A 19,739-nucleotide genomic window follows, 5' to 3' on the forward strand; every position below is an offset into this window, starting at 1 on the left:
GTGCTGCGGGCGCTCGGCGTCGGCGACCTGGCGACGGCCGTGCCGGCGCTGCGCGCGCTGCGGGCCGCGTACCCCGGCGAGGAGCTGGCGCTGGTCGCGCCGCGCTGGCTGGCCCCGCTGGTGGAGCTGGTGGGCGGGGTGGACCGGCTGGTCGAGGCGGACGGGCTGGGCCACCTCCCGTGGTCCGGCCCGGGGCCGGCGCTGGCGGTCAACCTGCACGGCCGGGGCCCGCAGTCGCACCGGATGCTGGCCGGCATTGGGCCGGGCCGGCTGCTCGCCTTCGCCAACCCCGAGGCCGGGCACCACGACGGTCCGCCGTGGCGGGCCGACGAGCACGAGGTGGACCGCTGGTGCCGGCTGCTGGCCTGGTACGGCATCCCCGCCGACCGAACGGATCTGGCGCTGCGCCGCCCCGGGCCCGGTGCGCTGCCCGGCGGAGTGAGCATCGTCCACCCGGGAGCGAAGGGCGCCGAGCGACGCTGGCCACCGGCCCGCTTCGCGGCGGTGGCCCGGGAGTTGACCGCGCGCGGCCACCGGGTGGTGGTCACCGGCAGCCCGGGCGAACGGGGCATCGCCGAGGAGGTGGCCGGCGCGGCGGGGCTGCCGTCGGCGGCGGTCCTCGCCGGACGGACCGGCCTCGGCGAGCTGGCCGCCCTGATCGCCCACGCCCGGCTGCTGGTCAGCGGCGACACCGGGGTGGGTCACCTGGCCACCGCCTACGGCACCCCGTCGGTGCTGCTCTTCGGGCCGGTGTCGCCCGCGCTCTGGGGGCCGCCGCCCGACCGGCCGTGGCAGCAGGCGCTCTGGGTGGGGCCGCGCCCGCCCGGGGACGGCACGGCGGTCCACCCGGCGCTGGCCGAGCTGGACGTGCCCACGGTGCTGGCCACCGTGGACCGGGTCGAACGGGCCGTCCCCCGCCCGGCGGGCCGGTTCGTGCCGGCCGCGCGGGACCGGGTGGTCCGGTCCGCACCGGCCGGACCGGCGGTGCTCTGAGACAGCGCCGGCCCCCTTGGCTACCCGGCGGTAGCTTGCCGCCGTACGCTGAGCCGATGATCGGGGACTACACCCAGGAGTTCGTCGACGTCGACGGGGCGCGGCTCGGCGTCCAGGTCTATCCGGAGCCGGACGGGCCTCCGGGCGCGCCGGTGGTGCTGGTCTGGCCGGCCATGGGCGTGCGGGCCCGCTACTACCGGCCCCTCGCGGGCGCGCTGCGCGACGCCGGGCTGGCCGTGGTCGTGGCCGACTTGCGGGGCACCGGCGAGAGCACCCCGCCGCCCGCCCGCACCTGCCGATACGGCTACGCGGACCTGGCCGCCGACGTGGGCGCGGTGCTCGACGCGCTCAAGCCCCGGCTGGACGGCCGGGTCCGGGTGCTGCTCGGGCACTCCCTGGGCGGGCAGGTCGCGGTGCTGCACCAGGCCCTGCACGACGCCGACGCGGTGGACGGGCTGGCCCTGGTGGCGGTGGGCCTGCCCTGGTGGCGCGCGTACCCGGGACCGCGTGGCTGGGGGGTGCTGCCCTACACGCAGGGCATCGCGGGGGTCGCCCGGTTGCTCGGCGTCTGGCCGGGCTGGGGGTTCGGCGGCCGACAGGCGCGCGGGGTGATCCGGGACTGGGGGTACACCGCCCGGACCGGCCGGTTCCCGATGCTCGACGGGGTCGACGCCGAGACGGCGGTCGGCCGGGTACGCACCCCGGTCCTCGCGGTCAGCGTGGACGACGACCAGTACACCCCGCACGAGACACTCGACCACCTCTGCGCCAAGCTCACCGCCGCCCCGGTGACCCGGCACCGCTACACCGTGGCCGAGGCCGGCGCCCCGCTGGACCACTTCACCTGGGTACGCGCCGCCGCCCCGCTGGCCGCCCGGGTCGCCGCGTTCGCAGCCGGCCTGCCACGACGCTGACCGGGACAGCGCCACGTCGGCTCCGGCTCCGCGCCACCGGGCCGAAGCGTGCCACCGGGCCGGAGCGGTTCCGGCCATCGGGCCGGCCGGAACCGGGTGCGTATCAAGCCGGAAGGCGGGTATGCCGCAGCGCTCGAACACGGCGGAGGGGGATCAGATGTCCGAACGGCACACTGCGTTGCGCTCGATGCACGATCTGGGCCTGGCGGCCTGGTTCGGCGGATCGCTGATGGGCGCCCTCGGCGTCAACGGCGCGGCGGCGCAGATCGAGGACTCCACGAAACGGCTGCCGGCTGCCTCGGCGGGCTGGGCGCGCTGGACCCCGGTCAACGCGGCGGCGATCGGCGCGCACCTCGCCGGCGCGGTCGGCGAGTTGGTCACGGAGAGCCCACGGATGGCCAGGCAGGCCGGGGTCGGCAAGATCAGCGCGGTGAAGACCGCGCTGACCCTGGGTGCGCTGGCGGTGACCGGATACAGCCGGATGCTCGGCATGAAGCTGCAGAACGCGGGCGGCCCGCCCGTGGACGGGATCACCGAGCCGAACCACCAGACCCCGGCGGACGTCGCCTCCTGCCAACGACAGATGAAGCTGCTCCAGTGGGCGGTCCCGGCGCTGACCGGCGCACTGGTGGTGGTCACCGCGTACATGAGCGAGCAGCAGAAGCCGGGTCAGGTGTTCCGGGGCATGCTCAGCCGAGCCGGCGGGCTGATGTCGTCGCCGATCATGGCCGGCAAGGCCATCGGGATGGGCGCCCCGAAGATCGGCAAGGCTGCCGCGTTCGGCGCGCCGAAGATCGGCAAGGTCGCCGCGTTCGGTGCCCCGAAGATCGGCAAGGTCGCCGCCATGGGCTTGGCGACCCGGCACCTGGTCGGGGCCGGCCGTTGACCCGTACGGCCGGCGGCGCACGACGGCGTGCCCGCCGGCCTTACGGCGCGGACCGCGCGGGCGGCGGGCACGAGCCGCGCCGCCGGTCCTGGCATGACCGGGCCGCTGGCGGGCATTCAGCGCGGGCACGGGAACCCAGCCAGGTGAGGTGGCGATGAGCAGCAGGAACCGCCGGGGTAAGGGCGAGGGACGCGGGCCGGAGGCAACCGCCCCGTGGGGCACCACGGACGGGTTCGACGCCGATCCGCCGTGGGGCGCGGGCGAGGACGCGCCGATGGACGAGGGCAGCGAGGAGACGGCCGTCCCCGAGGGTCGCCGCGGCGAGCGCCGGGCGGCCGGGGCGGGGCCGGACGGCCCGGCCGCGGGCCGGCACGGCTTCGGCTCGGTGGAACCGACCCGCGCCCCGGAGGCGGGACCGGGCGCGCCGCCCGATCCGGCGCCGTCCGCACGGACCTTCCCGGACGACAGCGCCGAGGGCGACCTGCCGGACAACGCGCTCGAGGAGGCGACCGGCATGCACCCGGAGGGGGTCAGCTGGCGAGGGTGACCCCCGCCGGTCACGCGTCGACGCCCGCCCGCTGGCACACGGCACCGAGCAGCTGGGCCAGCCGGGCGGCGTCGCGCTGCGCCTGGTCGCCGCAGCAGTTGTTCAGCAGCACGTGGAGCTCGGCGCACTCGTCGGCCAGCTCGCGCAGCAGCACGGACCACCGGCGCAGCTCCGCCTCGCCGTAGGCGTACCGGAACCGGTCCTGCTTGTCGCCACTCTCCCAGGCGATGCTGTGGCCGTGGAACCGGACCACGGCGAGGTCCGCGGTGGCGATCAGGATCGGCGGCACCGACGAGGCGTACCCCTGGGGCATGTCCACGCAGACGTAGCCGAGCCCGTGGTCGCGCAGAAAGGTCACCGTGTCCACCACGGCGTCCGCACTGAACCAGGAGGAGTGCCGCAGCTCGACGCTGACCGGCCAGGGCCGGCATCGCCGGGCGACGTCGAGGATCCGCCGCCGGGCGGCGTCCCCCCGAGCCAGCCACGGCGGGAACTGGAGCAGCACGGCGCCGAGCCGGTCGGCCGCCGCGAGCGGCGCCAGCGCCGCGTGGAACCGGGCCCAGAGTTCGTCGTACGCCCCGGCGGGCAGGTCGCGCCAGCGGATCCGGCTCGGGCCGTCGGCCGGTCGCAGCTCCCGGGGCAGCGCGGCGACCGGGGTGTGGTGGCCGGTGAAGAGGCGGAACGCCTTGACGTCGAAGGTGAAACCGGGCGGGGTGGCCGCCGCCCAGCCCGCGGCGATCTCGGGCAGCGGGATCGCGTAGTACGACGTGTCCACCTCGACGAGCCCGAACCGGTCGGCGTAGAAGCCGAGCCGGCCGGCGGGGGTGTTGACCGCGCGGGGATACCAGCCGGAGCGGACCAGCATCTGGTCGGCCCAAGAGGACGTGCCCACCTTGATGACACCCATGTAATTCATTGCATCGCCAATCGGGCGAATCGGCAACCGCAACGGTCCCGTATGCAGGCCGGCGGAGCTGTCCCGGCCACGCCGACATCACCCATCGGGCGCCGACGGTGCGGGCGACGGATTCCGGTGTGACGTCCCGACGGGTGGCGGCGCTGAGGGACACGAGATGGACGCACACCGGATGGACGAGGAGACCGTCGAGCGATTGCTCGCCGGCTCCGTCCCCGTCGCGCGCAGCGGTCCGGAGCTGCTCGTCCGGCTCCTCGCCGCCGTCCGGGCCGCGCCCCGCCCGCACGAACTCGTCGGCGAAGCCGCCGCCGTGCGGGCGTTCCGGATGGTGCGCGCCGATCCGGTTTCGTCGGTGGCGGAGGCAGCCCGTCCCGAGCGGATTCCCGGTCCCAGGTGCCCACCGGAGCCGCCATCCGATACGCCGGCCGTTCCGACAGCGGGGCCGCCCGGCGGCTCGGGCGGCTCTGACACCGAAACCCGGGGCAGCACCGGCCACCGTTGAGCCGGAGCAGGCCGCACCGGGGCAGCGGTGAGCGCCGCCGGTGGGCCCGCGGCTCAGCCGGACCCGGAGCGCCGGCCCTTGGTCCGGTCCCGGCCGTACGCGTCGGCGCGCCCCCAGCGGCCCGGCACGTCCAGCAGTTCGATCCGGCCGTATCCCTCGGGGACCGCCGGGTCCACCAGCAGGTTGTCTCCGCACGGGCGCAGTCCGAGCATGGTGGCCAGCAGCATCAGCAGCGCCCCGGAGGACCACGACTGCGGCCGCCCGGCCATCGGGAGCTGGACCGGGTACTTGGTCACCTCGCGCGGATAGCCGGCGATCACCTCGGGTACCGAGCCGCCGAGCGTCTCCACCACGTCGAAGATTCCGGCCGCGACCTTGGCCGCCTCGGCGTCGTACCCGTAGCGGCGCAGGCCGGCGGCGACGAGCGCGTTGTCCGACGGCCACACCGCCCCCAGGTGCGCGCCGACGGGGTTGTACGGCCGCTGGTCGACGGCGTACGTCCGCACCCCCCAACCGGAGAAGAGTTCCGGTCCGGACAGGTGCGCGGCGAGCGCGCCGGCGCGCTCCGGCTCGACGATCCCGCTCCACAGCAGGTGCCCGAGGTTGGAGGTGAGCGCGTCGACCGGCTCGCCGTCCGGGGTCAGCGCGAAGGCGTAGTACTCGCGCTGCGGTAGCCAGAAGTCGCGGTTGAACCGCTCCCGCAGCGCCGCCGCCTCGGCCTCCAATCGGTCGGCGTACGCCGGGTCGCCCCAGATCTCCCGGGCCAGCCGCGCGCCCCGGAGCTTCGCGTCGTACGCGTAACCCTGCAGCTCGCAGGTGGCCCGGGGAAACGGGGGCTCCTGGCCGTGCCGGTCCACTACGGCGTCCGGCGAGTTGCGCCACACCTGGTTGGCGACCCCGTTGACCGTGTTGCGTGGCTGGTAGCGCAGGTAACCGTCGTCGAGCGGACAGCCGTACTCGTTGATCCAGTCCAGCGCCGTCCGGGCCGGGTGACGCAGCTCCCGGACCAGGTCGACGTCGCCGCTCCACCGCTCGTACTCGTCGAGCAGGATGACGAAGAGCGGGGTGGTGTCAGCGGCGCCGTAGTAGACGGCGGTGGGCTGCTCCTCGAAGGCGGCCTGCTCGCCGTACCGCAGCTCGGAGAGGATCTTGCCCGGCTCCTCGTCGTGCAGGTCGTCGAGCTGGCTGCCCTGGAGCAGGGCCAACATGCGCAGCGTGGCGGGAGCCAGTTCGGGGGTGAACGGCAGCGTCTCCAGGGAGGTGACGAGGGCGTCCCGGCCGTACAGCGTCATGGCCCAGGGCAGCCCACCCACCGGCACCCGCTCGGTGAACGCCAGCGGCAGGTAGCGCAGCGCCGCCAGGTCGGCCAACGCCTGCTCGTACGCCTTCACCAGGGCCTGCCGGTCGCCGCTGAGCCGCGGCGCGCGGTCGAACCACCGCTCGATGTCCTCGCGCATGTCCTGGTGTACCCGATGGCGGTGGGCCGCCAGGCTGGTCCGCAGGTCCCGGCCGCCGGCGCCGTGCATGATCATTTCAACCTGCAGGTCGGTGTGCCACTCGCCGTCCGGGTCGACCCGGATCCGGAAGGTCATGCCGCCCTCGTCGACGTCCACCGGTGCGGTGCTGGTGACGAGCGTTTCCCGGACGAACCGATCGCGTTGGTAGCAGAGCCGCAGCTGCCGGTGGGCCGAAGCGACGGTGACCACCGGTCGGCGCGGCCTGGGCCGGCGGATCTCGGCGGTGTCGGCGAAGTCGCTGGCGATCTCCATCCGCAACGTGAGCTCGGCGGGCTTCGCCGAATGGTTGAGCACGGTGACTCGCTCGTGCAGGCCGTCGCCGATGAACCGGTGCCGGATCACCGACACGTCGGCGTCCACGTAGTGGCTGGCAGCCCCGGGGACCACCACGAACCGGGTCTCGAAGTAGGTCAGCTCGTCCCGGGACAGGGCGTGCAGCCGTTCGCCGTCGAGGGTGAGCACCCAGCGGGACAGGAACCGGGTGTCGAAGGAGAACAGGCCGGTCGGCACCCGCGGGTCGACATCAATGTCGCCCTCCGCGTCGCTGAGGGCGAACGCGTTGCCGGCGAGCACGTGTGCCAGGTCGGTCCGCATCACGCCCCCGTCCCGGGTGCCGGCCGGGCCGCCGCGTCCCGCTCGGCCTCGCGGGGGTGACGGGCCCCGGGCGGGCCCGGGAAGAGCCGGCGCAGCGCCATCAACAGCCGCACGTCGCCCTGCACGGTGATGTCGTTGCGCAACTGGGCCGCCACCAGCCGTGGGCTGCCCTCGGCGAGCCGTTCGAAGACCTCCCGGTCGGCGCGGACGACCATGTCGGCGTCCTCGCTGGACCGCGCCACCCGGACGTCCTGATGGTCGATGGTCAGATACCAGTGCTCGGTGCGTCCGCCGTCGCTCAGGTCGAGGCGGACCGTGCCGGCCGTGTTCTCCGGGATCTCGGGGTGCCGGCCGGCGACCTGCGTTATCAGGTGCTCCGCGATCGAAGCGCCCATCCGTCCCCTCCCCCGTGTCCGGTGCTTCCCGCAGGTTCCCCCGACAAGGGGTGAGCCCAACTCGCCCGATCCGGGTGAGTCGGGCTTGCCCGGCAGGCCCTACGGGTACGAGGCGGTCCGGTACGCCGCGTCGACCGACGGGGATCCGCGCTGGTCGGCCGCGCTCGCGGCGCAGCTCGACTGGTTGGCGGCCCGGGCCGGGCGGCCGACGGCGCCCTGTTCCACCTGCTCGACAACCGCCAGGTCTGGGCGGACACCGTGTACCTGGTGGTGCCGCTGCTCGCCCTGACGGAGGCGCAGGCCTTCCACCTGCTCGGGCACGCCGCGCTGGACCGGGCCCGGGCCGCGGTCACCCCCGCTGGATGAGCCCGCGTACGTATCCGGCCTGGCCGGCGTGCTGCAGGTCGTCGGCCAGCACGCTGAGCAGCCGGACGCCGAGGGTGACCGGCGGATCCCAGTTCGGGTCGACCACCCGGTCGAGGTCGGCGGGGCGCAGCCCGCGCAGGTACGCCCGGGTCCGGTCGAGCACCGCCCGGTGGTAGTCGACGAGCACCTGGTCGCTCTCCGGCCGTACCGCGGCGATCCGCTCGGGGCCGTGCCCGAAGCCGGTGTCCCCGGGGTCGGGGGTGAGCCCGAACCGGCCCGCCCAGTCTCCGGTGGCCCACAGCTGCTCCTCGCCCAGCAGGTCGGCGACGTGGTGGTCCTGGATCCGGGTCAGGTGCCAGACCAGCCAGCCGACCGGGTTCGCCCCGGCCGCCGGGGCCTGGCGCAGCTGCTCCGGGCTCAGCCCGGTGACCGCCGACTCCACCAGGTCGGGCAGCCGGTCGTACGCGTCGGTCAGCAGGTCGTTCACGTCCACGGGTCCACGCTCCTCCACGTCGGTGCCATCGGGGCAGTACCGCCCACCGGGCCGGGCAAACCTCGCCTCTAGGGTGATCGGGTGGTCGCGGCGCTGGAGCTGTATCTCGACATCGACGCCACCCGGCGGATCCGGGTGCTGTGGGACGCGTTGGAGTCCGAGGGCGTGCAGAGCATGCGGTCGCTGCTGGAGCAGCGGCACCGCCCGCACGTCTCGCTCGCGGTGGCGCCGCGGTTCGACCCGGACCGGGTGGCCGAGGCGCTCGCCGGGATGGTGGTGGCCGCCCCGCTGCGGCTGGAGTTCCAGCACGCCGGCCAGTTCGTCGGCCGGGTGCTCTGGCTCGGGCCGGCCCCCACCGCCGAACTGCTGGCCCACCACGCCGAGGTGCACCGCCGGCTCGCCCGGTCCGGCATCGGCCTGGTCGAGCACTACCAGCCGGGGCGCTGGGTGCCGCACTGCACGCTCTCCATGCGGGTGCCCAGCCGGCTGATGGCCGCGGCGGTCCGCCGCTGCCTGGAGGTGCTGCCGTTGACCGCCACCGTGGTCGGCGCGTCGGTCACCGACCACGCCCGCGGCATCTCCCACCCGCTGTCGTGAGGTTCAGCGCGGCCCGAGGTCGGCCGCGCAGAGCAGTGCCCAGCGCGGGTCGGCGAGCAGGCGCAGGAAGCGCTCCCGGTGGGCCTCGGCGGGCTCGTCCCCGACGCCCATGTCGCGCGGCATCGGCCACAGCCACGGCCAGTCCCCCGCGGTGAGCTCTCGTACAGTCGTCACAGCGCACCAGGATGCGGGCACGGCGGGAACCTGGCCAGTGCACGGGTGCGCCGAAACCGACGACCGTCGACCCCGGCCCGGGTACGCCCGGCCGGGGTCGTCGCCGGCTCCCGCCGTGAAGGGCCGGGGTGGGGCGGAGCGCGCGCGGCGGCGACGGTACCGTTGCGCCTCATCATGCCCTGCCGGGCGGTCATCCCGCCGGCCCGGCGCTGGCGAAGCTGACGGAGGATGGCGTATGTCCAACGGCGAGGAACCGTTCGCGTCCCACGACGACGTGTCCGCGCGGCCACGGTTCGACCCGGCGCTGCGCGGCTACGACAAACGCCAGGTGGAGCGGTACGTCGAGCAGATGGACGGCGAACTGTCCATGCTGGCGGCCGACCGGGACCGGGCGTACGCGCAGGTGCGGGAGCTGACCGCGCAGATGCAGCGGATCCAGGCCGAGGCGGCGGAGTTGCGGCAGCGGCCCGCACAGGTGGACCGGGCGTCCTTCCGCGACCTCGGGCCGATGGTCGACCAGATCCTCGAGCTGGCCGAGAAGCAGGCCGGGCAGATCACCGACACCGCCACCAAGCGCGCCGCCGAGCTCCAGGCGCAGGCGGAGAAGGTGCTGGCCACGGCGCGCGACGAGGCCGCCCGGGAGCTGCGGGAGCTGGAGGAGGAACTGTCCACCCGCCGCGCGGAGCAGGAGCGGGCGCAGGAGGAGCAGCGGGCCGCCGCGCAGGCGGAGCTCACCTCGATCCGGGAGCTGGCCGAGAAGCTGCGCGTCGAGGGGCAGGCCGCCCACGACCGGGCGCAGCAGGAGGCGAAGCGGATCACCGAGCAGAGCGCCCAGCAGGTCGAGCAGGCCCGCTCCGCGTCGGAGGCGCTGGTGAAGGCCGCCCGTACCCAGATCCAGCAGGAGGTCCAGGCCAACCGGAGCAAGGCCCAGCAGGAGCTGGCCCAGTGGCAGGCCAGCATGGCCCGCGAGCTGGACGAGCGGCGGGCCGCCGCCGAGCAGGAGCTGGCCGACCGGGCCAGCGCCGCCGAGCGGGACATCGCCGCGCTGGTCGCCGAGGCCCAGCAGTACGCCACCGAGGTCCGTGAGCGCGCTGACGAGGAGACGGCGGCGCACCAGGAGCAGCTGTCCACGGTGCAGCAGGAGATCCAGCAGCGGCAGGAGGCTCTCGCGCAGCTCCAGGCCGAGCTGGAGAGCGTCGGCCAGCAGCTGGAGCGCACCCGCCAGGCCATCGCCACGGTCGAGCAGGAGGGGGCCGCCATGGAGGAGCGCCTGGTCGAGGTACGCCGGAGCCTGGCCGCCGAGACCAAGCGGTTGGACGACTCGCGCCGTGCGGCGGACCTCGCCGAACAGCACGCCAAGGAGACCCGCGCCCGGGTGCAGCGGGAGGCCAAGCGGGTGGCCGACCTGGCCGCGGCGGCGGTGATGGCGGCCGCCGCGGGCGGCGGGGCGACCGCCGAATACCCGCAGGTCGCCCCCCGGCCGGTCGGTGACGGCTCGGCCGGCCCGGCGCCCGCGGAGCGGTTCGAGGCCGGCCCGGACGGGCCCGCCGGCACCCACGTGGCCGAGCGGGCGACGCTGGACCGCCCGAGCTTCGACGCGTTCGCGGTCCGCCCGCCGGCGCAACGGTCGGCCCCCGAGTCGGAGCGGACCGTCGAGGAGCTGGCGGCGGGCCCGGACGCCGACGTACCCGCCAACGCCTGACGCGCAGCTCCTGACCGGCACCGGGGGCGGGTGCCGGTCAGGACCGGGCCCACCCCGGTCGGCGCGCGGGAGATCCTTGCCCTGGACCTCCAGGCATGTGAATATATGGATCACTGTGCGTATGGCATTTGACTTCGGGGGGTTGATCGGCATGCGGAAGCTGTCCTCGATCACGACGGCCGTCACCCTGACGGTCGGCTTCACCGGCGTCGCGGTGACCGGCGCGACCGCCCCGGCCAACGCGAGCTGCAGCCACTCCCACACCAACATCGACACCAGAAGCGGCCAGCTCTTCAACGGCAGCAACATCAACATCCGCAGCGGCCCGCACACCTCCTGCACCTCGCTCGGTTACGGGCAGCTCAGCCACAACGTCGACTTCTGGTGCTACGCCGCCGGCGACCGGGTCACCGCGAACGGCTACACCACCCACAGCTGGACCTACCTGAAGGACCTCACCACCGGGGTGTCCGGCTGGGTCGCCGACGCCCTGCTGAAGGACCTCGGCAGCAACGTCGCCTGCTGACCGCCGGCGCCCCCGCACGACGGGCGACGGTCGGGCAGGATGGGTCGGCATGACGGAGACACCCCTGCACCCACCCGTCGAGCCGTACGCCACCCACCGGATCGCCGTGGGCGACGGCCACGAGCTGTACGTGGAGGAGGTGGGCCGGCCGGACGGCGTACCCGTGGTCTTCCTGCACGGCGGGCCCGGCGGCGGCCTGGTGCCGGCGGCGCGGCGGTTCTTCGACCCGCACCGCTACCGGGCAGTGCTGTTCGACCAGCGTGGCGCGGGCCGGAGCACCCCGTTCGGCGAGCTGCGCGCCAACACCACCTGGCACCTGGTCGACGACCTGGAGGTGATCCGCACCCGGCTCGGCATCGACTCGTGGCTGGTGTTCGGCGGCTCGTGGGGCGTCACCCTCGGCCTGGCCTACGCGCAGACCCACCCGGACCGGGTCACCGGCCTGATCCTGCGCGGTGTGCTGCTGATGCGGCGCACCGAGCGGGACTGGTTCTACCAGGGCGGCCTGCGCCACCTCCAGCCCGAGGAGTGGGACCGGTTCGTCGCCCCGATCCCGACGGCGGAGCGGGACGACGTGCTGGCCGCGTACCACCGGCGGTTACACGGCCGCGACGAGGCGGAGGCCCGGGCCTGCGCGGCGGCCTGGGGCCGGTGGGAGGCGGTGAACTCCTCGCTGCGCCCCGACCCCGCGCTGCTCGCCCACTTCACCGACGAACGGCAGGCCCTGCCGATCGCCCGCATCCTGTCCCACTACGCGGTGCACGGCGGCTTCCTCACCGGCGACACGCAGCTCCTCGACGGGGTGGACCGGATCCGGCACCTCCCCGCCGTGCTCATCCAGGGCCGCTACGACCTCTGCTGCCCGCCGGCATCCGCGTACGACCTCGCCCGCACCTGGCCCGAGGCGGAGCTGCGGATGGTGCCCGATGCCGGCCACTCCGCGGCGGAACCCGGCATCGCCCGGGAACTGCTGCGCGCCACCGACCACTTCGCCGACCTGCTCAGCGGCTGATTGCCCATCGCGATGGCTGGTCGGGCGTCTTCTCATCCAGCCCGTGATCGTTGGCAGCTCAGCTGTAGTCGCCCCGGCGTGTCGATTTGCTCAGCTGCCAACGTTCGCGTGGCACTGGCCACGCCCGTCGCCGTCGCTCAAGGACGCGCCTATCCATCCGCGAGCGGCAATGGCAAGATCGACCGGGTGACGGGTTCGCTGTTCGCGGTCAGTGACCTCCACGTCTCGTACGCCGAGAACCGCCGGATCGTGGACGGCCTGCGGCCGGAGACGGACGAGGACTGGCTGATCGTGGCCGGCGACGTGGGCGAGCTGTTCGCGGCCGTCGAGCAGACGCTGCGCCAACTCCGCGACCGGTTCGCCAGGGTGGTCTGGGTGCCCGGCAACCACGAGCTGTGGACGCACCCGTCGGACCCGGTGACGCTGCGCGGCCAGGCCCGCTACGACGCGCTGGTGCGGATGTGCCGGGACAACGGCGTGCTCACGCCCGAGGACGACTACCCGGTGTGGCACGGCGCGGGTGGGCCGGTCACCGTCGCGCCGCTGTTCCAGCTCTACGACTACTCGTTCCGCGCTCCCGGCACGAGCACCAAGGAGGAGTCGCTGCGCCGGGCGTACGACGCCGGGGTGGTCTGCACCGACGAGATGCTGCTGCACCCCGACCCGTACCCGGACCGGGAGTCCTGGTGCTGGGCCCGGATCGCCGGGACCGAGCGCCGGCTGGCCGCCACCGACCCGACACTGCCGACCGTGCTGGTCAGCCACTGGCCGCTGGTCCGCGAGCCGACGGACGTGCTCTGGTATCCGGAGTTCGCCCAGTGGTGCGGCACCGAGCGCACCGCCGACTGGCACGTCCGCCACCGCGCGGTGGTGGCCGTCTACGGGCACCTGCACATCCCGCGTACCACCCACCACGACGGGGTGCGCTTCGAGGAGGTGTCGCTGGGCTACCCGCGGGAGTGGGGCCGCCGGGGCGGCGAACCTCGGCCGATGCGGCGGATCCTCGGGGCGGCGGCATGATCGAGACCCTGCTGCCGCCGGCGGCGGTGACCGTCGAGGCGTTCTCCGACATCCCCGGCGAGGCCCCGTACCCCGGCGAGGAGGACCTCGTCGCGAAGGCGGTCGACAGCCGCCGCCGCGAGTTCGTCACCGCCCGCCGCTGCGCCCGGGAGGCCCTCGCCCGCCTCGGGTACGCCCCGGCCCCGATCCGTCCCGGGCCGAGGCGGGAGCCGTTGTGGCCGGGGGGCGTGATCGGCAGCATCACCCACTGCACCGGCTACCGGGCCGCCGCGGTCGCCCGGGACACCGCGCTGGCGAGCCTCGGCATCGACGCCGAGCCGCACGGCCCGCTGCCCGACGGGGTGGGCGGGGCGGTGACCACGGCCGGCGAGCCGGAGCTGCTGCGCCGGCTGTCCCACGCCGATCCCTCGGTGCACTGGGGGCGGCTGCTCTTCAGCGCCAAGGAGTCGGTCTACAAGGCGTGGTACCCGTTGACCGGGCGCTGGCTCGGCTTCGAGGAGGCGGAGCTGTCCATCGACCCGGCGTCGCGCAGCTTCACCGCCCGGCTGCTGGTCGACGGCACCCGCGCCGACGGCGGTCCGCCGCTGACCGCGCTGCACGGCCGGTACCTGGTCGCCGACGGTCTCGTCGTCACGGCCGTCTCGATCGGGCACTGACCCGTCACCCGGACGACGGACGTCCGAGGAGCCGCCACAATTCGGGCATGCGTGCGGTTTATCTGTTCAGGTGCCGGTCGGCCGTCGCTCCCCCGGAGGCTCTTCGAGATGGAATCCAGCAAGCCCGCCAAGGTTGTCCAGGACGTCGTGGAGGCCGCCGCCGAGAAGGTGACCGAGGCCCTCACCCCGGCGGTGCCCGGCGCGCCCGGCAGCGCCCTGCCCGACCTGGCGGAGCCGACCACCCCGCGCGGCCCGTTGCCGCCGAAGCGGGATCAGACCGCCCCGGAGACCCGTACCGCGACCGGTGCGCGGACCGGCGTGCCCAGCACCGCCAACGGCCAGCAGGGCAGCTTCCTGACCACCGCGCAGGGTGCCCGGCTCCGCGACACGGACCACTCCCTGAAGGCCGGGCCGCGCGGCCCGGTGCTGCTCCAGGACCACCACCTGCGCGAGAAGATCACGCACTTCGACCACGAACGCATCCCCGAGCGGGTGGTGCACGCCCGGGGCGCCGGGGCGCACGGCGTCTTCACCGCCTACGGCACGGCCGAGCAGGTGACCCGGGCCGGCTTCCTCAAGAAGGGTACGGAGACGCCGGTCTTCGTCCGGTTCTCCACGGTCCTCGGCTCGCGCGGGTCGGCCGACACGGTCCGCGACACCCGTGGCTTCGCGACGAAGTTCTACACCGACGAGGGCACCTTCGATCTCGTCGCCAACAACATCCCGGTCTTCTTCATCCAGGACGCGATCAAGTTTCCCGACGTCATCCACGCCGGCAAGCCGCACCCGGACCGGGAGATCCCGCAGGCGCAGAGCGCGCACGACACCTTCTGGGACTTCGTCTCCCTGCACACCGAGGCGCAGCACCACACCATGTGGAACATGTCCGACCGGGGCATCCCGCGCTCGTTCCGGATGATGGAGGGCTTCGGCGTCCACACCTTCCGGCTGATCAACGCGGCCGGTGAGACGGCGCTGGCCAAGTTCCACTGGAAGCCCAGGCTGGGCGTGCACTCCCTGACCTGGGAGGAGGCGCAGCTGCTCGGCGGCATCGACCCGGACTTCCACCGCCGCGACCTCTACGATGCCATCGAGGCCGGCGCGTACCCGGAGTGGGAACTGGGCCTGCAGGTCCTCCCGGACACGCCCGACGAGAGCTTCGCCGGCATCGACCTGCTCGACCCGACGAAGATCGTGCCGGAGGAACTGGCGGCCGTGCAGCCGGTGGGCCGGCTGGTGCTCAACCGTACCCCGACGAACTTCTTCGCCGAGGCCGAGCAGGTCGCCTTCCACATCGGGCACCTGCCGCCGGGCATCGACGTCACCAACGACCCGCTGATGCAGGGCCGGCTCTTCTCGTACGTCGACACGCAGCTCACCCGGCTGGGCGGGCCGAACTTCGCGCAGATTCCGATCAACCGCCCGCACGCCCCGGTCAACGACATGCTCCGGGACGGCTTCCACCAGGACGCCGTGCACGCGGGTGTCGCGCCGTACCGGCCGAACTCGCTCGACGGCGGCAACCCGTTCCGGGCCGGCGACGACGACCACGCGTTCGTCGACGTGCCGGTGCGGGTGGCGGAGGGACCCAAGGTACGGGCGCACCCCGCCTCGTTCGACGACCACTTCAGCCAGGTCCGGCTGTTCTGGCTGAGCATGTCGCCGGTGGAGAAGGAACACATCATCCGCGCCTACACCTTCGAGCTCGGCAAGTGCCACCACCAGGCGATCAGGGAACGCCAGCTGAAGTGCCTCGCCAACATCGACCCGGTGCTGTGCGCGCAGGTCGCCGCCGGCCTTGGCCTGCCCGCCCCGGAGCCGACCGTGCCCCTCGCCGACGTCGCGCCCAGCCCGGCGCTGTCGCAAGTGGGCCGGGAATGGCCGGTCGACGGCCGGACCGTCGGCATCGTCGTCGACCCGGACGGCAGCCTCGACGGCGTCAGCCAGGTGCGCCGGGCCGTGCTCGCCGCCGGGATGGTGCCGTTCCTGGTCGCCCCGCACGGCGGCAGGGTCGACGACCTGCCGGTGCAGCGCACCTTCGCCACCGGCCGCTCGGTCGAGTTCGACGCGCTCCTGCTGGCCGGCGCGCCGGCACCGGCGCCGGACGCACTGGCGGCCCGGGACGCCGAGGCCGGCACGCCGGCCTCCCCCACCGTGGACCCGCGGGTGCTGCTGCTGGTCGAGGAGTGCTGGCGGCACGCCAAGGCGATCGGTGGCTGGGGCGCCGGGATCGAGGTGCTCCAGCGAGCCGGTGTGGCCGACACGCCCGGCGTCGTCACGGGCGACTCCGGCAACGACGTGTTCGCCAAGGTGCGGCAGCTGATGGCGGCGCACCGGGTGTGGGAACGCTTCCCCGCGTCCGTCTCCTGACACATCCTCGGGCGCGTGGGCGGGGCTGCCCTTCCGTCATCGTGGCCTGGCCGATCGCCGAGGAGCTACCCGACTACGCGGCCCTCGCCTGCCTCGCCATCCTGGCGGTTGGCGTCACGCTCTCCGTCCGCGGCTACCGCATGTCCGTGTCCCTCGACCGAAACCACGTCACCGTCAGAGGGCTGCTCCGGTCCCGCACGATTCCTCGTAGCGACGTGGAAGCAGTCACCCCCTACCCCGCGCTGAGGTGGCGATCCCGCTCGGGTCGCCATGTCCACACGCCGCTGACCGCATTCATGGACGTTCCTCGTCTCGGTCCGGACCTCGGCCCGGGCGCCGGGGCACCGCGACCCGCCTCGGGGCTCGTCGCATGGCCGGTGCCGGGCCGGGTACGCCAGGGGGCATGACGACGGGCCGGGACCTGACGCCGCGGGGGTGAACATGGGACGTTACGACGACGAGGTGACCGGGCTGGCAGCGCCGCTGACCGACCCGGGTGACCTGGACGTGCTGCTGGACCGGATCGGGGACGCCCGGGTGGTGATGCTCGGCGAGGCGAGCCACGGCACGCACGAGTTCTACACCTGGCGGGCGGCGATCACCCGGCGGCTGATCGAGGAGAAGGGCTTCTCGTTCGTCGCTGTGGAGGGCGACTGGCCCGACTGCGAGCGGGTGGACCGCAGCGTCCGCTGCCAGACGGCCGCGCCCGGCGACCCGCGGGACGCGCTCGCCAGCTTCGAGCGCTGGCCGACCTGGATGTGGGCCAACGAGGAGGTCATCGACTTCACCCGCTGGCTGCGTACCCGCAACGCGGGGGCGGACGAGCCGGACCGCGCCGGGTTCCACGGTCTGGACGTGTACTCGCTGTGGGAGTCGCTACGCGAGATCATCACCTGGCTGCAGGAGCACGACCCGGAGCAGGTGCCGGCGGCGCTGGCCGCGTACCGCTGCTTCCAGCCGTACGACGAGGACCCGCAGCAGTACGCGCTGGCGACCCGATTCGTCCCGAACAACTGCGAGAACGAGGTGGTGGACCTGCTCGTCGGGCTACGCGAGCGGGCCATGGCCGGCGGCGCGGGCCGCTTCGGGGCCTGGCAGAACGCCGAGATCGTCGCCGGGGCCGAGCGCTACTACCGGACGATGGCGCGCGGTGGCCGGGAGTCGTGGAACGTCCGCGACCGGCACATGGACGACACCCTCGACCGGCTGCTGCAGCACTACGGACCGGGGTCGAAGGCGGTCGTCTGGGCGCACAACACCCACGTCGGGGACGCCCGCGCCACGGACATGGCCGACGCCGGGGAGGTCAACATCGGCCAGCTCGCCCGCGAGCGGTACGGTCCGGAGCAGGTCGTGTTGGTCGGCTTCGGCACCCACCACGGCACGGTGGTGGCCGGTGACGCCTGGGGCGCGCCGATGGAGGTGATGCCGGTGCCACCGGGCCGCCGGCACTCCCTGGAAGAGGCCCTGCACGGCGCCGCGCCGGCGGAGGCCCTGTTCGTCTTCCCGCGCGACGGCAAGCCCGACGTGCTCACCGACGAGCTCGACCACCGGGCGATCGGAGTCGTCTACCACCCGGAGCGGGAGAGCTTCGGCAACTACGTACCAACGGTGCTCGGCGACCGCTATGACGCCTTCTGCTGGATCGACGAGACCCAGGCGGTCCGGCCGCTGCGTACGCGGCCTACCAGCCTGGCCGAGCCCGAGACGTATCCGTCCGGCGTCTGACGGCGGCGCCGCGGATCATGCCGCGGTCCGTTTGCCGCCGGACGCCTGGGGCAATCGCGCGGCAGACCACTGTCACACGGGGAGGAGCAGGTCATGAAGATCCATGACCCGTCCAGCCAGGCGATGCAGAAGGACTACGACGTCACCGACATCGAGCGCCTGATGGGCAAGCAGGACTGGAAGAGCTACGACGACGTGATCAGCTGGCTGAAGAAGTCGGGCGACGAGGACCGAAGGTTCACACCCGGCGAGGTACAGCACATGATCGACGACTTCTCCCGGGTGCGTGACAAGGGGATGGAGTTCGTGCGTGATCCCGAGAAGCTCTGCGACCAGCTCAAGAAGAGCCGGTAGGACGTCGGGTCGACCCGTCGCCGAACAGGTGCCGGTGGCGCCGGAGGACTGACTCCGGCGCCACCGGCGCGACGTCGCCTGGTCGGGACTTTTCCGGGACGGCCCCACCACGTAACGAAGATCATCGGTTCGTCGCTGGGTGTACGGACAGGATCCCTCTTGTCCCCGCCGGAGCGATCCGGCGCGTCCCTATGGCGTAAGGATTCTATGTCTCTGCACCAGCAACGACGTCTCACGCTGGCCGGTGTACTCGCGGGGAGTGCGCTGACCGTCTCCACCGTCGGGCTGCTGCCCGCCGCCCCGGCGGCCGCCGCCCCGGCCCGGGCGGACCTGGTCGTCGCCGCCTCCGTCGACCCGGTGGAGGTGCCGGCCAGCGGCGGCTGGTCCACCCTGACCGTCGACCTGCGTAACTCCGGCACGAAGGCCAGCCAGGACGTGACAGTGGCGTTCACGCTGCCGGCGGGTGCCTGGTTCGCCACCGACGGATTCGTGATCCCGCCGAGTTGGCACTGCGACCTGCTGGGCACCGCGACCTGCGCACACGCCCCCCTGGCCGCCGGGGAGGTTGCCGACACGCTGAACATTCCGTTCGGGCTCCCGGCCGGCACCGCCGGCGACGCGGTGACCGTCACCGCCACGGCGAAGACCGGTACGGAGTCGTCAACCACGAACAACACCGGCGAAGCCACCGTGCGCTACATCCCCAGCACCGTGGATCTCGACTTCGTGCCCGCCGCCATCACCCAGCAACTGCTCCCCGGCGAGCAGGCGCAGCTCATCACATCGGTCCGGAACACCGGGAACTCGCCCTCGGGCGACGTCACCGTCACCACCCCGGTGCCGACCGGCACGCGCGGCTGGGAGACGTACAACGAGGGGTGGGACTGCGCGTTCGGCGACGGCGTGGCCGACGGCCGGACCGGCTGGCGCTGCGTTCACGGCCCGCTGCGGCCGGGCCAGACGAGCGAGCCACTGGAATTCGACGTGACCCTCACCGACGTCACGGCGGGCGACGTGGTGACGATCGAGGCGACCGCGTCGACGACGTCGACGGAGACCACCCTGGACAACAACACGGCGCGGAACACGATCACCGTGGAGCAGGGCGCGGTCGTACGCGGCATCGTCTGGGTGGACAGCAACCGCAACGGCGTACGCGACGCCGGCGAGGGTGGCGCTCCGGTCGGCAACGGCGGGATCGACCACATCGACCTGATCCCACAGACTGCGGGCCAGCCCGGCTACCCGGTCACCGTCAACGTCGACGGCACCTACGTCGCGTACGTTCGCACGGGCACCTATCGCGTCGAGTTCTATGTGCAGGACCCGCACGAGTTCATCGACTCGGTCGACTCGGACCTCATCTACCACTGGAACGAGACCGGTGGCTACAACAACTACGGCTACACCGACTGGTTCACCGTGGCGACCGGTGACCAGGTCGCCCTGGACGCGGGCGTGAACTGACGATCCTCCA

Annotated in this window: 21 protein-coding genes; 15 read left to right on the forward strand and 6 right to left on the reverse strand. The window is 73.6% G+C overall.

The window, feature by feature from the left end:
- From ABZ570_RS24860 to ABZ570_RS24875, 4 genes are all read left to right on the forward strand, one after another.
- A partial coding sequence (locus ABZ570_RS24860; protein WP_358068196.1) for a glycosyltransferase family 9 protein occupies window positions 1-993 on the forward strand: 993 nt, incomplete at its 5' end.
- A gap of 56 nt (window positions 994-1,049) precedes the next feature.
- Window positions 1,050-1,907, forward strand: coding sequence for an alpha/beta fold hydrolase (locus ABZ570_RS24865; RefSeq protein ID WP_358068199.1), 858 nt, complete (start codon window positions 1,050-1,052; stop codon window positions 1,905-1,907).
- Window positions 1,908-2,064: 157 nt separating this feature from the next.
- A complete protein-coding gene (locus ABZ570_RS24870) occupies window positions 2,065-2,793 on the forward strand; it encodes a hypothetical protein (RefSeq protein ID WP_358068201.1) in 729 nt (242 codons plus the stop codon).
- Between the two features lie 154 nt (window positions 2,794-2,947).
- Window positions 2,948-3,340 carry a hypothetical protein gene (locus tag ABZ570_RS24875; protein WP_358068204.1) on the forward strand — a complete coding sequence of 131 codons (393 nt, stop codon included), beginning with the start codon at window positions 2,948-2,950 and terminating at the stop codon, window positions 3,338-3,340.
- A 10-nt stretch (window positions 3,341-3,350) separates the two neighbouring features.
- Here ABZ570_RS24875 and ABZ570_RS24880 read toward each other — a convergent pair whose 3' ends face one another.
- Window positions 3,351-4,247 (reverse strand): DUF72 domain-containing protein, encoded by an 897-nt coding sequence (locus ABZ570_RS24880; RefSeq protein ID WP_358068207.1) that lies wholly within the window; start codon window positions 4,245-4,247, stop codon window positions 3,351-3,353.
- 181 nt (window positions 4,248-4,428) lie between these two features.
- Here ABZ570_RS24880 and ABZ570_RS24885 point away from each other — a divergent pair, with 181 nt between their 5' ends.
- Window positions 4,429-4,758, forward strand: a complete 330-nt coding sequence (locus tag ABZ570_RS24885; protein ID WP_358068210.1) for a hypothetical protein — start codon at window positions 4,429-4,431, stop codon at window positions 4,756-4,758.
- A 53-nt stretch (window positions 4,759-4,811) separates the two neighbouring features.
- Here ABZ570_RS24885 and ABZ570_RS24890 read toward each other — a convergent pair whose 3' ends face one another.
- The 4 genes from ABZ570_RS24890 to ABZ570_RS24905 all read right to left on the reverse strand — a co-directional run bounded on the left by ABZ570_RS24890 (window position 4,812) and on the right by ABZ570_RS24905 (window position 8,123).
- On the reverse strand, window positions 4,812-6,869 hold the full coding sequence (locus tag ABZ570_RS24890; protein ID WP_358068213.1) for a glycogen debranching N-terminal domain-containing protein: 2,058 nt from the start codon (window positions 6,867-6,869) through the stop codon (window positions 4,812-4,814).
- Window positions 6,869-7,264: an SCP2 sterol-binding domain-containing protein gene (locus ABZ570_RS24895; RefSeq protein WP_358068216.1), complete on the reverse strand. Its 396-nt coding sequence runs from the start codon at window positions 7,262-7,264 to the stop codon at window positions 6,869-6,871. The genes ABZ570_RS24890 and ABZ570_RS24895 overlap by 1 nt, the downstream gene beginning before the upstream one ends.
- Before the next feature lie 99 nt (window positions 7,265-7,363).
- Window positions 7,364-7,489, reverse strand: coding sequence for a hypothetical protein (locus ABZ570_RS24900; protein ID WP_358068219.1), 126 nt, complete (start codon window positions 7,487-7,489; stop codon window positions 7,364-7,366).
- A 124-nt stretch (window positions 7,490-7,613) separates the two neighbouring features.
- Window positions 7,614-8,123, reverse strand: a complete 510-nt coding sequence (locus ABZ570_RS24905; protein ID WP_358068222.1) for a DinB family protein — start codon at window positions 8,121-8,123, stop codon at window positions 7,614-7,616.
- A gap of 81 nt (window positions 8,124-8,204) precedes the next feature.
- On the opposite strand from ABZ570_RS24905, the gene ABZ570_RS24910 reads away from it, so the two are divergent.
- Window positions 8,205-8,720 carry a 2'-5' RNA ligase family protein gene (locus ABZ570_RS24910; protein ID WP_358068225.1) on the forward strand — a complete coding sequence of 172 codons (516 nt, stop codon included), beginning with the start codon at window positions 8,205-8,207 and terminating at the stop codon, window positions 8,718-8,720.
- 3 nt (window positions 8,721-8,723) lie between these two features.
- Here the strand turns inward: ABZ570_RS24910 and ABZ570_RS24915 are convergent, their stop codons facing one another.
- Window positions 8,724-8,894: a hypothetical protein gene (locus ABZ570_RS24915; protein ID WP_358068228.1), complete on the reverse strand. Its 171-nt coding sequence runs from the start codon at window positions 8,892-8,894 to the stop codon at window positions 8,724-8,726.
- 235 nt (window positions 8,895-9,129) lie between these two features.
- On the opposite strand from ABZ570_RS24915, the gene ABZ570_RS24920 reads away from it, so the two are divergent.
- From ABZ570_RS24920 to ABZ570_RS24960, 9 genes are all read left to right on the forward strand, one after another.
- The gene (locus ABZ570_RS24920; protein ID WP_358068231.1) at window positions 9,130-10,596 is read left to right on the forward strand and encodes a hypothetical protein; all 1,467 of its coding nucleotides are present in this window, start codon (window positions 9,130-9,132) and stop codon (window positions 10,594-10,596) included.
- Window positions 10,597-10,747: 151 nt separating this feature from the next.
- Complete coding sequence (locus tag ABZ570_RS24925) at window positions 10,748-11,122, forward strand: hypothetical protein (protein ID WP_358068234.1); 375 nt, start codon at window positions 10,748-10,750, stop codon at window positions 11,120-11,122.
- 49 nt (window positions 11,123-11,171) lie between these two features.
- A complete protein-coding gene (gene pip, locus ABZ570_RS24930) occupies window positions 11,172-12,134 on the forward strand; it encodes a prolyl aminopeptidase (RefSeq protein ID WP_358068236.1) in 963 nt (320 codons plus the stop codon).
- A 186-nt stretch (window positions 12,135-12,320) separates the two neighbouring features.
- Window positions 12,321-13,154, forward strand: coding sequence for a metallophosphoesterase (locus tag ABZ570_RS24935; protein WP_358068239.1), 834 nt, complete (start codon window positions 12,321-12,323; stop codon window positions 13,152-13,154).
- Entirely contained in the window at window positions 13,151-13,810 is a 660-nt protein-coding gene (locus ABZ570_RS24940; protein WP_358068242.1) for a 4'-phosphopantetheinyl transferase superfamily protein, read from the forward strand. Before ABZ570_RS24935 ends, ABZ570_RS24940 begins: the two co-directional genes overlap by 4 nt.
- A 108-nt stretch (window positions 13,811-13,918) precedes the next feature.
- Window positions 13,919-16,180 (forward strand): catalase, encoded by a 2,262-nt coding sequence (locus ABZ570_RS24945; RefSeq protein ID WP_358068245.1) that lies wholly within the window; start codon window positions 13,919-13,921, stop codon window positions 16,178-16,180.
- 441 nt (window positions 16,181-16,621) lie between these two features.
- A complete protein-coding gene (locus tag ABZ570_RS24950) occupies window positions 16,622-17,908 on the forward strand; it encodes an erythromycin esterase family protein (protein WP_358068248.1) in 1,287 nt (428 codons plus the stop codon).
- Between the two features lie 93 nt (window positions 17,909-18,001).
- On the forward strand, window positions 18,002-18,262 hold the full coding sequence (locus ABZ570_RS24955) for a hypothetical protein (RefSeq protein ID WP_358068251.1): 261 nt from the start codon (window positions 18,002-18,004) through the stop codon (window positions 18,260-18,262).
- 207 nt (window positions 18,263-18,469) lie between these two features.
- A complete protein-coding gene (locus ABZ570_RS24960; RefSeq protein WP_358068254.1) occupies window positions 18,470-19,729 on the forward strand; it encodes a hypothetical protein in 1,260 nt (419 codons plus the stop codon).
- Window positions 19,730-19,739 lie beyond the last annotated feature (10 nt).

This window comes from Micromonospora sp. NPDC007271 (assembly GCF_040634005.1).
Lineage (GTDB): Bacteria > Actinomycetota > Actinomycetes > Mycobacteriales > Micromonosporaceae > Micromonospora.

What these genes read in the sequence shown, in the direction of transcription:
- ABZ570_RS24865 (WP_358068199.1), top strand. Translation starts at nt 1,050, where the DNA reads ATGATCGGGGACTACACCCAGGAGTTCGTCGACGTCGACGGGGCGCGG.
- ABZ570_RS24870 (WP_358068201.1), top strand. Translation starts at nt 2,065, where the DNA reads ATGTCCGAACGGCACACTGCGTTGCGCTCGATGCACGATCTGGGCCTG.
- ABZ570_RS24875 (WP_358068204.1), top strand. Translation starts at nt 2,948, where the DNA reads ATGAGCAGCAGGAACCGCCGGGGTAAGGGCGAGGGACGCGGGCCGGAG.
- ABZ570_RS24880 (WP_358068207.1), bottom strand. Translation starts at nt 4,247, where the DNA reads ATGGGTGTCATCAAGGTGGGCACGTCCTCTTGGGCCGACCAGATGCTG.
- ABZ570_RS24885 (WP_358068210.1), top strand. Translation starts at nt 4,429, where the DNA reads ATGGACGAGGAGACCGTCGAGCGATTGCTCGCCGGCTCCGTCCCCGTC.
- ABZ570_RS24890 (WP_358068213.1), bottom strand. Translation starts at nt 6,869, where the DNA reads ATGCGGACCGACCTGGCACACGTGCTCGCCGGCAACGCGTTCGCCCTC.
- ABZ570_RS24895 (WP_358068216.1), bottom strand. Translation starts at nt 7,264, where the DNA reads ATGGGCGCTTCGATCGCGGAGCACCTGATAACGCAGGTCGCCGGCCGG.
- ABZ570_RS24920 (WP_358068231.1), top strand. Translation starts at nt 9,130, where the DNA reads ATGTCCAACGGCGAGGAACCGTTCGCGTCCCACGACGACGTGTCCGCG.
- ABZ570_RS24925 (WP_358068234.1), top strand. Translation starts at nt 10,748, where the DNA reads ATGCGGAAGCTGTCCTCGATCACGACGGCCGTCACCCTGACGGTCGGC.
- pip (WP_358068236.1), top strand. Translation starts at nt 11,172, where the DNA reads ATGACGGAGACACCCCTGCACCCACCCGTCGAGCCGTACGCCACCCAC.
- ABZ570_RS24940 (WP_358068242.1), top strand. Translation starts at nt 13,151, where the DNA reads ATGATCGAGACCCTGCTGCCGCCGGCGGCGGTGACCGTCGAGGCGTTC.
- ABZ570_RS24945 (WP_358068245.1), top strand. Translation starts at nt 13,919, where the DNA reads ATGGAATCCAGCAAGCCCGCCAAGGTTGTCCAGGACGTCGTGGAGGCC.
- ABZ570_RS24950 (WP_358068248.1), top strand. Translation starts at nt 16,622, where the DNA reads ATGGGACGTTACGACGACGAGGTGACCGGGCTGGCAGCGCCGCTGACC.
- ABZ570_RS24955 (WP_358068251.1), top strand. Translation starts at nt 18,002, where the DNA reads ATGAAGATCCATGACCCGTCCAGCCAGGCGATGCAGAAGGACTACGAC.
- ABZ570_RS24960 (WP_358068254.1), top strand. Translation starts at nt 18,470, where the DNA reads ATGTCTCTGCACCAGCAACGACGTCTCACGCTGGCCGGTGTACTCGCG.